The 11,761-nt window shown below is 63.4% G+C and carries 12 protein-coding genes; 3 read left to right on the top strand and 9 right to left on the bottom strand.

All coding sequences use genetic code 11. The annotated features are described in order from the left end of the window. Window positions 1-10 precede the first annotated feature (10 nt). The 5 genes from panD to HALAL_RS0105775 form a co-directional block, all read right to left on the bottom strand. Entirely contained in the window at window positions 11-433 is a 423-nt protein-coding gene (panD, locus tag HALAL_RS0105795) for an aspartate 1-decarboxylase (protein ID WP_025273096.1), read from the bottom strand. Next, the gene (panC, locus tag HALAL_RS0105790; protein ID WP_025273095.1) at window positions 414-1,316 is read right to left on the bottom strand and encodes a pantoate--beta-alanine ligase; all 903 of its coding nucleotides are present in this window, start codon (window positions 1,314-1,316) and stop codon (window positions 414-416) included. Before panC ends, panD begins: the two co-directional genes overlap by 20 nt. After that, window positions 1,313-2,245: a Rossmann-like and DUF2520 domain-containing protein gene (locus tag HALAL_RS0105785; protein WP_025273094.1), complete on the bottom strand. Its 933-nt coding sequence runs from the start codon at window positions 2,243-2,245 to the stop codon at window positions 1,313-1,315. Before HALAL_RS0105785 ends, panC begins: the two co-directional genes overlap by 4 nt. A 132-nt stretch (window positions 2,246-2,377) precedes the next feature. Next, window positions 2,378-3,205, bottom strand: a complete 828-nt coding sequence (locus tag HALAL_RS0105780; protein ID WP_025273093.1) for an HAD hydrolase family protein — start codon at window positions 3,203-3,205, stop codon at window positions 2,378-2,380. 31 nt (window positions 3,206-3,236) lie between these two features. After that, window positions 3,237-4,127, bottom strand: a complete 891-nt coding sequence (locus HALAL_RS0105775) for an HAD family hydrolase (RefSeq protein WP_025273092.1) — start codon at window positions 4,125-4,127, stop codon at window positions 3,237-3,239. 139 nt (window positions 4,128-4,266) lie between these two features. Between HALAL_RS0105775 and HALAL_RS0105770 the strand changes: the two genes are divergently transcribed. Then, complete coding sequence (locus HALAL_RS0105770; protein ID WP_029767463.1) at window positions 4,267-4,629, top strand: DUF488 domain-containing protein; 363 nt, start codon at window positions 4,267-4,269, stop codon at window positions 4,627-4,629. Window positions 4,630-4,690: 61 nt separating this feature from the next. Here HALAL_RS0105770 and serS read toward each other — a convergent pair whose 3' ends face one another. Next, on the bottom strand, window positions 4,691-5,950 hold the full coding sequence (gene serS, locus HALAL_RS0105765; RefSeq protein ID WP_025273090.1) for a serine--tRNA ligase: 1,260 nt from the start codon (window positions 5,948-5,950) through the stop codon (window positions 4,691-4,693). Window positions 5,951-6,225: 275 nt separating this feature from the next. Here serS and HALAL_RS0105760 point away from each other — a divergent pair, with 275 nt between their 5' ends. Together HALAL_RS0105760 and HALAL_RS0105755 are read left to right on the top strand one after the other, a co-directional pair. Further along, entirely contained in the window at window positions 6,226-8,025 is a 1,800-nt protein-coding gene (locus HALAL_RS0105760) for a SulP family inorganic anion transporter (RefSeq protein WP_025273089.1), read from the top strand. Continuing rightward, window positions 8,022-8,330 carry a hypothetical protein gene (locus tag HALAL_RS0105755; protein ID WP_025273088.1) on the top strand — a complete coding sequence of 103 codons (309 nt, stop codon included), beginning with the start codon at window positions 8,022-8,024 and terminating at the stop codon, window positions 8,328-8,330. The genes HALAL_RS0105760 and HALAL_RS0105755 overlap by 4 nt, the downstream gene beginning before the upstream one ends. Before the next feature lie 77 nt (window positions 8,331-8,407). On the opposite strand, the gene HALAL_RS0105750 is transcribed toward HALAL_RS0105755, so the two are convergent. The 3 genes from HALAL_RS0105750 to HALAL_RS0105740 form a co-directional block, all read right to left on the bottom strand. Next, window positions 8,408-9,244, bottom strand: coding sequence for a chaplin family protein (locus tag HALAL_RS0105750; RefSeq protein WP_025273087.1), 837 nt, complete (start codon window positions 9,242-9,244; stop codon window positions 8,408-8,410). 717 nt (window positions 9,245-9,961) lie between these two features. Next, on the bottom strand, window positions 9,962-10,510 hold the full coding sequence (locus HALAL_RS0105745; RefSeq protein ID WP_025273086.1) for a hypothetical protein: 549 nt from the start codon (window positions 10,508-10,510) through the stop codon (window positions 9,962-9,964). Between the two features lie 256 nt (window positions 10,511-10,766). Beyond that, complete coding sequence (locus tag HALAL_RS0105740) at window positions 10,767-11,714, bottom strand: DUF368 domain-containing protein (protein WP_156937620.1); 948 nt, start codon at window positions 11,712-11,714, stop codon at window positions 10,767-10,769. Between the last annotated feature and the right edge of the window lie 47 nt (window positions 11,715-11,761).

The raw sequence follows: 11,761 nt of genomic DNA, 5'->3' as shown, positions 1-11,761 counted from the left end.
GTCGCCAAACTTACCGTACGGCTAGCGGGGACGGCAATGGATGACCGGCGGTCCCCTCGGCGGGGACGACCTTGTCCGTATTGACCTCGACGATGTCGTTGTTCTCGTCGACGTGTACGACCGTCGGAGAGAACTTCCGAGCCTCGGTGTCGTCCATCTGAGCGTAGGTGATCAGGATGACCATGTCACCCGGTTCGACCAGGTGTGCGGCCGCACCGTTGATACCGAGGACTCCGGTTCCCCGTTCGCCGGCGATCGTATAGGTCTCCAGGCGCGAGCCGTTCGTAATATCCACAATGGATACCAGCTCGCCGTCCATGATGTCGGCCGCCTCCAAAAGATCGGCGTCCACCGTCACCGAACCGACGTAATGCAGATCCGCCTCGGTGACGGTCGCGCGGTGAATCTTGGACTTAAACATGGTTCGCAGCATCGTTGCCTTCTCCAATCGTGACCGGGGCATTATCAATGAGACGGGTCGATCCCACATGCGCGGCGATCAATAGGCGAGCGGGTCCACTCAAACGACCGACCTCGCCGGTGGCCGTCACCCGTGGCGGCTCGTCGGCCCGAGCGGCGACCACGGAAAAGTCTTGGGACGCCACGGCCACATAGTCGATCTCCAGACCGTCCTGTTCGGCCAGAACGCCGTGGGCGACCTGATGCGGTTCGGGCGACTCCCGCGCGGCCCCGATGGCGCGCTGTATCGCCAGGGCCGTCTGCCGTTCCGCAGCAGACAGATAGGAGTTGCGGCTCGACAGGGCCAGTCCGTCCGACTCCCGCACGGTCGGAACGGCGAGAATCTCGACGTCGAAATTCAGGTCGCGCACCATCCGACGCACCATCGCCAGCTGCTGGAAATCCTTCTCACCGAACACCGCGACATCGGGGTCGGTCAGGCCGAACAGCTTCGCCACCACCGTCAGAACACCGTTGAAAAAACCGGGCCGTGACGCCCCTTCCAGCACATCGCCGATCTCGGGCGCCCGCACGGTCGTGAGGCGCTCGCGTCCTTCGGGGTAGAGTTCGGCCTCACCGGGCGCGAAGACCAGGTCCGCTCCTTCGCGGGCGGCCACGGTCAGGTCGGCGTCCAAGGTCCGGGGATAGACGTCCAAATCCTCCCCAGGGCCGAACTGCAGGGGGTTGACGAAGACGGTAACGATCACGTGGTCGGCCGTCCGGCGCGCCGCTCGGATCAGATCGGCGTGCCCCTCGTGCAACGCACCCATGGTGGGTACCACCGCAACGCGTCCCGACAGCTCGGCACGTCGCGAACGCAGCGCGGCAATGTCCGTCACGCATTCCAGGTCTGTCATGGGGTTCCTTCCACTTCCACCCGACGGGGGTCGCCGGACTCGAGCAACACCTCGCGCACCCGGTCGTATTCCCGCTCGGTCAATCGACCGGACTTCCGCGCCCGCTCAACCGTTCGGTTCGCCAGGGCGCGGTACGAGTCGTGCTTATCGTCGTCTACGACCGACAGATGCCGCGCGACCGTGTCCGCGTCGCCGCGTACCACCGGGCCGGTCAAACCGTCGTCGCCGTGTGTCACAGCGTTGTCCACCGCAGCGTTCACCAGACGCCGCAGGTAGGAGGAGGTATCGCCGATTCCCGCGCGTGCGAGTTCCTCGGAGGCGTCATTAATCAAGGTGACCAGGTGATTCGCCGCGTGTGCCAGCGAGGCGTGGTACAGGGGACGCTGTTCTTCGGACACGTGCTCGGCGACACCGTCGATTTCGGCGATCAGCGCCTCGGCGATCAAGGACGCCTCGTCCTGTGCCGTGACGGCCCAGGGCAGGCGTGCGAGTCGACCGAGGTCGTCGGTCGTTCCCAGAAAGGTCATCGCCGGATGGGCCGCCGCCACCAGGGCACCGACCCGGCGTGCCGGGGAGAGCACGCCGACTCCGTAGGCACCGGAGGTGTGCAGCACGATGTGTCCGGCGCGAAACGGCAGGCGGTCGGCCAGTTCGGGGAGTGCGTAGTCGGGAACGGTCAACAGGAGCAGTTGGGTCGAGGCGGCCACGTCGTCGGGGGTCGTCACCCGAGCCTGGGGGAGTAGTTCGGCGGCACGCGCCCGCGCCTGCGCACTCGGAGCGGATACGGCGGTAACGCGATGTCCGACGCGATCGAGCGCCGCGCCGAGGACGGCTCCGACCTTGCCGGAGGAGATCACTCCCACCGACAGGCGGGGAGCGGAACGCGGCGGGGCATTCGCCTCGCTCGCGGGCGCGAACAAAGGGTCCATCTCGATCCAGTCCTATTCCACGTTCAGGTACCGGTCTCTATATCTGACAGCTCCATTGTCCGCTGCGGGAAATAAAAATCCAAGAGAGAGGCGAGCCAGTGTCACTATTCACACCCTGGCCGGGTGTCGTGGTTAACTCCGACCGTCAAGAAGCCGTTCAAGGTAGCGCGCGACCCCGTCGCCGTCATTGTCGGCCGGGGCGATCTCGTCGGCGGCGTCCAATATCCGTTGGTGACCTTGCGGCATCGCCACCGAACGCCCGGCCCGAGACAGCATTCCCAGGTCGTTCAGGGCGTCGCCGAAGGCAAGCACCTCATGCCAACCGACCTGGCGTTCTTTGAGCACCGCTTCGATTCCCCGCCATTTGTCCATTCCGGCGGGGCTCAATTCCAGCATTCCCACTCCGGATTCGGTGATACCCACCTCGGTGTCGGCCAACAGTGGTTCGGCCTTTTCCAGAACGGTGTCGGAGTCCAGGGAGTCGGGCCAGAAGTACAGTTTCACCATCGGACCGGTCAACGCCGCGCGTCGATCCCGTACGACGGTGGACAAGTCCCACGGCCACACCGGCATGTCGTCGCCCGACAGGGGCGTGTCGGGGTCGTCGGACTCGGCCATCATGTAGACCTTGTCAATGTGGGATTCGATCCGTTGGACCTGTTCGTAAAGGATCTCGCCGTCGATCAGCTGTGAACTCAAGCGACGCGGATTGTGGGAGTCGGTGGTGTCGTAGACGAAGGCGCCTTGCGCCATGATCAGGTGATCGGCCATTGGAATGTGGTCGCTCACCGTCCAGTTGAGCAGTCGCGGACCGCGTCCGGTCGCTCCGATCACGGTGATGCCGTGGTCGATGGCCCGTCGCAGGGCCGCGTGGGTGCGTGGTGACACCGTTTCGTCACCGCGCACGATCGTGCCGTCCAGATCGGTGACCAATACCTTCGGTAGTTCGCCTGTTCCCATAACGCACCCTTCATTGTCGGATTGCGACCGACTACTTCAGCCACCGGTGTATCACCGACGCCACCCCGTTGTCCGCGACCGGCAGGGTCACCTCGTCGGCGACGGCTTTGACCGACTCATCGGCCTGTCCCATGGCGATAGCGTAACCCGCCCACTCGAACATCGGGAGATCATTGTGGGCATCGCCAAAGACCGCGACGCGGTTGGCTGAGACACCATAGTGGTCGGCGATGCGGGCCAGGCCGGTCGCCTTGGTCATACCGGCGGGGCTGACGTCCACCCAACCGTTGTATCCGGGCTCCACATAGTAGTGTTGCTCGCTCAATTGCGCCGCCTCGGCCAGCCGGAGTGCCTCCGGGCACCGTTGTCCGGCCTGATAGTGGTGTTTCGAGGGCACTCGCGCGACCATGCGAGCGGCCGAACGGGCCGTCAGCTCGCGCAGGGGCTTGACCTCGGCCCAGTGGGCGGCGAAATCACGGGCGAATCCGGAGGTGTGGTACCAGCCTTTGAGGTCCCACTCGAAGGCGAATTCCACTTTGGAGTGGACGCTGCGGAAGGTGTCGACGGCCAGTTTCGGATCCATCGATTCCGCGTGCGAAATACGCCGTTCGGACAGTTGATACTCCACCGCGCCGTGAGAGGCGGAAACGAAGGCCTCCGGCAGGTCGAGCTGGTGGGCGACCCGGGCGGCACCCCACGTGGGGCGCCCGGTCACGATGGCGACGGGGATACCGGCGTCGTAGGCCTTACGGAGCGCGGCAATGGTGTCCAGCGACGGCTCGGTGAACTCTTTTTCCTGGTAGTCAACGATCGTTCCGTCGATGTCCACCGCGATCAAGTCGGGAGTATCGGCGTCGACGGACGACTGACTGAAATCTGTCTTGTCAGGCCTTCGCGTGGCCTGTGGGGCGGTTTCATACATCACTCAACAGTAATACCTACGTACATGTCCGTGTAGAGACCGGCGAGCGAACTCACGATTACCAACCGATAAAAATTCATAACCGAACGTGATCACCGAATCCGCCCTGACGGACGGCTCACGGTCGTACAGTGCGAATATGCATCAGATTTTCCTCAAGCGAGTCTACGACCATCACGCCGGCGACACCGAAACGGAAACGGATTTCCTGGTGGATCGCCTCTGGCCGCGCGGCGTCAGCAAAGAACGCCTCCACGGCGTCGCATGGGCCAAAGACGTCGCCCCGAGTTCACCACTGCGCATCTGGTTCGCCCATGACCCGGAGCGGTTCGCCGAATTCACCAAACGCTACCGCCGGGAGCTCGACAGCCACCCCGAAGCGCAGGAACCGCTCCGCACCGCGCTGGAGAGCGGCCCCATCACGCTTCTTTACGCGGCCAAGAACCCCGAGGTCAACCATGCCCTCGTACTCAAATCCTGGCTGGAGGACCAGACGACATAGAAATGGGTGGTGGTCGATGTTTCCCGTGAAACATCGACCACCACCCATTAAGTTCGTCGTGCTAGCTTTTCGGCGCGATAACGTCCTTGCCGACGAAGGGACGCAATGCCTCCGGCACCCGCACCGAACCGTCGGCCTGCTGGTGGTTCTCCAGAATCGACACCAGCCAACGAGTGGTGGCCAACGTCCCGTTCAACGTCGCCGCGAACGCGTTCTTCCCGTTCTCATCGCGGTAGCGCACGTCCAGACGGCGCGCTTGGAACGTCGTGCAGTTGGACGTCGACGTCAATTCGCGATAGCGCTCCTGACTCGGCACCCACGCCTCGCAGTCGAACTTCCGCGCCGCCGAGGTCCCCAAGTCGCCCGCCGCGACGTCGATCACGCGGTACGGCAACTCCATCAACCCCAGCATCGTCTCCTCAAAGGACAACAAACGCTCATGCTCGTCGGCGGCCTGATCGGGATGACAGAAGGAGAACATCTCCACCTTGTCGAACTGATGCACGCGAATGATGCCGCGCGTGTCCTTACCGTACGAACCGGCCTCGCGGCGGAAACAGGACGACCAGCCCGCATAGCGAACCGGCTCGTCGAGAGATCCGAGAACCTCACCCGAGTGATAGCTCGCCAGCGGAACCTCCGAGGTCCCCACCAGATACATCTCGTCGCGCTCCAGGTAATAGACCTCGTCGGCGTGCTCACCGAGGAAACCGGTCCCCTCCATCGCTTCGGGACGCACCAACACCGGCGGCACCATCGGCATGAACCCGTGCAGGGTCGCCTGCTGAATCGCCAGATTCAACATGCCCAGCTGCAACAAGGCACCGTCACCGGTCAGATAGTAGAAACGCGAACCCGACGTCTTCGCCCCACGTTCCATATCCAACAGCCCCAGCGACGTCCCCAGCTCCAGGTGGTCACGGCACGCTTGCGGAACGGCCGTCTCCCCGACCTCACGGAGAACCTCGAAATCGTCCTCACCCCCGGCAGGGGCCTGCTCGGCCACCAGGTTCGGAATACGCTTCGCCGCGGCGTCCAAATCCGCCGACGCCTGAGCGACCTGGGCCTCCGCCTCTTTCACCTCGGCGGCCAGCTCCTTCGTCCGCCGCAACAGCTCCTGCTTCTCCTCGCCGTCGGCCTTCGCGATCTGCTTACCCAGACCCTTCTGCTCCGCCCGCAACGACTCGAAACTCTGCAGAGCACTGCGGTGGGACGAGTCGGCCGATACGACCGCGTCCACCTCCTCGGGATCAGCACCGCGCTTACGCTGGCTCGCGCGGTAAACCTCCGGATCATCTCGCAATGCTCGCAAATCAATCATGATTAAAAGGCTACCCGCCCGACAACCCACAGCGGCAGGTGGACACCGGCCCCACGCGCGTCGTTCACACCAGAGCCCCAGGTGACCGGCACCGATGCGACCCACCGGCCTCTCGTGCGTGTCTACCCACAAAACCGCCCCCAAAATGTAGCGTTCAGTAGTGAAATAATCACTCAAAGAGGTTGACCACCAACGTCCGACACCGTCGCCGAACACACCACGAACCGGCGGCCACGACCTCGCCGATTCCAACCGACAACTCGACAAGGACAACCGTGACCCACAGCAACGTACGGGCCACCGGCCGAAGCAACCCGTTTCGACTATTGCCGAGCGTCTCAGAACTGAGCACCCTACGCAACGACTGGCGACGTAACCTCCTCGCCGGACTCACCGTCTCCATCGTCGCCCTGCCCCTCGCGCTCGGGTACGGAATCGCCACCGGAGTCGGAGCCGGAGCCGGACTCATCGCCTCCATCATCGCCGGAGCCTGCGCCGCCGTATTCGGCGGATCCAACCTCCAAGTCTCCGGCCCCACCGGAGCCATCGCCGTCGTCCTCGTCCCCATCGTCGCCCAATACGGCCCCGGAGCCGTCTACACCGTCGGCTTCCTCGCCGGAATCATCCTCATCCTCCTCGCCCTCCTACGCACCGGCCACCTCATGCGATACATACCCGAACCCGTCATCGAAGGGTTCACCGTGGGAATCGCCGTCATCATCTTCATACAACAATTCCCACTCGCCCTCGGCCTCGACAGCTCCCACACCCACATCATCCTGGAAGCCTGGGAATCCACCGTCAGCTTTACCGACAACCCCAACTGGACGGCACTGACCATCACCCTCACCACCACCGCCGCCATGCTCATCGGAGCCCGCTACGCACCCAAATGGCCCTTCGCCATCATCGCCGTCACCACCGCCACCGCCACCACACTCCTCCTCCGCCTCGACACCGCCACCGTAGGAACCCTCCCCACCACCATCCCCACACCCACACTCGACCACCTCGACCCCACCGCCGTCCCCACCCTCCTCACCGCCGCCTTCGCCATCGCCGCGCTCGCCTCCATCGAAGGCCTACTGTCCGCCAAGGTCGCCGACGAAATGACCGTCGAACAACGCCACGACCCCAACCGCGAACTCTTCGGACAAGGAGTCTCCAACCTCGCCGCACCCCTGTTCGGAGCCATACCCTCCTCTGGAGCACTCGCCCGAACCGCCGTCAACGTCCGCTCCGGAGCCTCCACCAAACTCGCCGCGCTCAGCCACGCGCTCATCCTGGCGTTCTTCATGCTCGCCCTAGCGCCGTTCGTCGCCCACATACCACTGAGCGCCCTCGCCGGCGTCCTCATGGCAACATCCATTCGCATGATCAAAGTCAGCTCGGTAGTCGCCCTCTGCCGCGCCACCCGAGCCGACTTCTTCGTCCTGACCACCACCGCCGTCGTCACCGTGGCAGTCGACCTCATCATGGCCGTCCTCGTCGGACTCGCCCTCGCCGGCGGAACGGCCATTCACAAACTCGCCAAAACCCTGGAAGTCAACCAGATCGAACTGGACACCTCCGACCACCACACCGAAGAGGCCGCCCTCCTGCGGGAACACATCGTGGCCTATCGCCTCGAAGGACCGCTCTTCTTCGCCGCCGGACACGACTTCCTCCTACAATTCACCGACATCGCGGAAGTCAAAGTCGTGATCCTCCGAATGTCGCGAGTCAGCAAAATCGACGCGACCGGAGCGAGCGTCCTATGGGACGCGATCCACCGCTTGGAAAAGCGCGGCATCATCGTGCTCATATCCGGACTGCGCGCGGAGCATCGGCAAGCCTGCTTTGCCTTGGGCGCCTTCCACCGCCTGGAAACCCAAGGTCGCCTCCCCGCGACCACTCAGGAAGCCATCACCATCGCCAGAGAACACCTACGCGACGAATGCCTCTCCGCCGACCCGAGCTTCGTGGCATTGAACCGCAAGGACCCCGAAGAGGAACGCATCGGAAATCTGGACGAGCTCCGCACGGCGGGTCGGGCCAACCCCAAGCCGATGGAATACCGCGAGTACCCGGGGTGAGGCGCACCCGCGACCACCCACCACAGTGCAGCGTCAAGCCGACCATCGATGCCGGGCACGGCCGTTCGGTTCGATCCCGTGTGGCCGTTGCCGATGTACCTCCGCGTGGACGCAGAAAGGGCCGGGATCGCCGATATGGCGTCCCGGCCCTCGTCACCTACCTTGCTCTTATTGAACGGGTCGAACTACAGGCGCTCGCTGATCCCATCGGCCAGAGTATTGACCACGGGTACCCGATCCACGGTTCCCTCAACGACGCCGAGAAGACCGTTGGAAGCGGAATCCGCTTCATCGGACACCGGTAGTATCGTTACCTCGTCGTCCTGGCTGAGCCTCGGTTCAGTGGTGCTAACGTCGCGACGGCTCGCTTCAGCGTCGTTAGCTATGCTTTTCCCGCCGACTCGCGCTTTCCGTGGTGCTTTTCCTCTTCCTCTTCGGGAGGAGTGATCTCCGCGTCCGAACCGCCTTCACAGGAGGCCGTTGCCGTTCCCAGAATGGCGATCGCGTTGCCACAGATGTTGATCGGGGCCTGAATGGGCGCGTAGGCCTGATTGCCGTTCAGAAGTCCCGAGTTGTCGTGCGTGGAAAGCTCACCAGCGGCCGGGGAAGTGTTGGTGGCCGAAGCGCCACCCTCACAACCGGCGGCCGAGCTGCCTCCGACGGCTACGGCATTGCCGCAGACGTCGATCGGGGCCTGGACGGGGGCCAACAGCTGGTTTCCGGAGAGCGCACCGCTGTTGTCGGAGGTGTGTACTCCGGACTCCTCCTGTGCGGCCGATTCCTCCTGCGCGGATCCGGTTTCTTTCAGAGTGGCCTCCGAGCCGCCTTCACAGCTCGATCCCGACGTACCGGCGATGGAAGCGGATACCCCGCACACGTCGACGGGGGCCTGGACGGGCGCGTAGGCCTGATTGCCGTTCAGGAGACCTGAATTGTCGTGTGTGTCCAGCTGTCCGCCTGAAGCCGTGTAGCTCGCGTCGCTTCCCCCGGTGCAGCCGGCATTGGAGCCGCCCAGGACCGAAACGGCGAGTCCGCAAATATTAATGGGAGCCTGTACCGGTGCCGCGACTTGGTTTCCCGAGACCGCACCGAGCTGATCGTGGGTGGTCATAGCAGCGGAGTCGTCCGCGAGCGCCACGTTGGAGGATCCCGCCACCAACACGGCTCCGGCGGCGATCGCACCGGTCTGTACAGTCTTTCGTGCCCAATGTGAATTCATTTACCGTCACCTTTCAGGGTGTGACGTCTCCACCGCGCCACGTTTGAACCGTGCGTTGTGGAGCGTCGTATTCATTGAATGTCTGCTCGCCCGCACCCCCGGAGCCACTGGGATGTCCCTGGCTCAGACGATGTCGGGTTCGCCCATTTCCTGTTCGGCCGCGCAGTGCTGCTTACTTCACTGCGCGGCCGAACCCTCCGTGCGGAGTCGGGTCACGTTCGGGGCGTACTCCTGGGAATACGATTCAAACCGCCGTCCAATGGGTTTTGCTGCGTTCATACCCTGATACGTACCTCACTCCATAATGTCCAGTCGAACGCCACGAACTACCTGGGGACGATCACGGGTTTGACTTGAACTTGGAGTTCTCCACACTATGAGTTTGCGTAGGCGACCGTTGAAATCGAAGTGACGTACGGCCGGATCGATCCGGGTCCCATCGTTCACCTCCGCACGATTCCCCTGTCGCCGTGTGCTGAGTATCCGTGTCTTACGGACCTTCAAGCAGTGGTCCTAGCGACGGTATGAGTTCCACTGCGAACGGATCGTTTCGAGCCGCCATCCCCTGACGGCGAACCGGCAAGACGGCCGATGACGCCGGCGGTCGAACCCGGCGGCGATGACATCCGCATCGCCTCCCGGTCAATGATCCGAATTCTGCGATCGTCGTCGAGTGACGACACCGAGCCCCGCATGAGGCGGAGCCGTGGCCGGTTGTCAGCCGCCGGCGTTGGCCAAGCGCACGATCACACTGCGCAGGCGATCGGCAAGGCCGGACGACGTCTGTTGATCCTCCGCGTCCGGTACCTCGTCCGCTGCGGCCGGAGCCTCCGAATTCGAGTCGTCGCCCGTATCGTCTTCCTGCAGGACGGCGTCGAGATCGTTGGACGAGTCCTCGCCGTGGTCGGAACGATTGAAGATTCCGCCTCCCAGTACTCCGTCTCCGGAGTCTCCCTGCAAGGCGTCCCGCACGGTACTGCTGGAATCGGAATCGCTGGAGATTTCGTCCCCCACGGAACGGACTTGATTCACCGACGCACCGAGCGAATTGACGATCTGGCCTCCGGCGGCCCGAAGGGGTGCCGTGAGGTCGCCCTGTGGCAGATCGCCCTCGTGCCCGGCCGCGTTGAAGGGATTGTCGGGTATTTCGTTTTGGTACTGCGCAAGTCGATCGTCTGAACCTTGTTCGGGGTTCTCCGAAGCTCCCATTGGATTGTCTGCGGCGTGGGCGGAGGCCCCCGGAATCAAGAGCGCCCCAGCGGACATGGCTCCTACCGCGACTGCGGTCCGTTTGGCCGTTTGCTTCAACGTATCCCTCGCAATCTTCCGAGCAATTCACCCTGGACGATCCCCAGGACGAACCCGTGTGGACCATATTGGGAATGGCTCTTCGTCGTACGCTACGTATAACGCACCACGCGAGGGAAGAGTTACGCTCAGATCCGGAAAAAATCGCCGAATTTTACCGCGTGCCTTCCGGATTGGACAATTCCGACATCTCAGACACGGTGTGACGTCGATTCTAGTCCGCTTTTCGGCGAGCCTCCCACACCAGGCCCGCCACAATAACGCCCGCGCCACAAAGGAACAGCAGAACGGGTACCACGACCGTGTCGTGTGGAGCCTGAAGCGAACCGGACTCACTCTGCCACGGCCACAGGCTACGAATCGTCCCCACCATGAGACCCGCGAGGACGGCCAAGGTCATTTGACGTTTGTGGTGCAGGAGCCAGTTCAGAGCCTTGGCGACCGTGCCGAGCCCCAGAAGCGCGCCCGCCAGGTACGTTCCCACGAAAGCGAAGTCCCGTTCCCGCAAGGCCTCCGTCACGGGGCCGTATACGCCCATGAGAATCATGATGTACGAGCCGCTCACTCCGGGAAGAATCAGTGCGTTGATGGCGATGGCGGCCGCGAAGAGCACGTACCACAGCGAGGGGTCGGAAATCGTGGCGGCGGGAAGACCGGTCACCACAAAAGCGACCACCGCCGCGAGTCCGAAGCCGACGGCGTTGGCGAGGTTGAATCGTTCGGGCATCATGCGAATCGGAATCGCGATGGAGACGGCGATCATCCCCATGAACAGCCCCCGCATCTGCGTCGGGTGCGATTCCATGAGCGGTGCGATCGTAAACAGCGCCAACAGCAGGAAACACACCATGCCGATGCCGACCGGGATCAGCAGAGGCCAGTCGATGGCCGCGAACGAGCGCCACGCCGGTTTGAGGCTCTCGCGCTTGACGAGGGCGGTCGCCGCCTGACGCAAAGCCGAGAGGAGATCGGAGATGGCTCCGATGAGGCCGTCGTACAGTCCCACCACCAACGCCACGGTTCCTCCGGAAATACCGGGGAGCGCTTCAGACGTCCCGACCAGGCCACCGCGAATAAAGGAAGAGGGAGCCTTCGACCACGGGGTCTTCGGGTGGGACATCACTGGGTGGGGGCCGTCATCGCCACTACGATACAAAGTCACGCCTACAGCTTAATAGGTACGCCACGGGCGCCGAATCGGTCGTAATA

Origin of the sequence: Haloglycomyces albus DSM 45210, from assembly GCF_000527155.1 — a bacterium.
GTDB classification, from domain to species: Bacteria; Actinomycetota; Actinomycetes; order Mycobacteriales; family Micromonosporaceae; genus Haloglycomyces; species Haloglycomyces albus.
The sequence above is the reverse complement of the archived record's forward strand: the minus strand, read 5'-3'. Positions and strand labels throughout refer to the sequence as shown.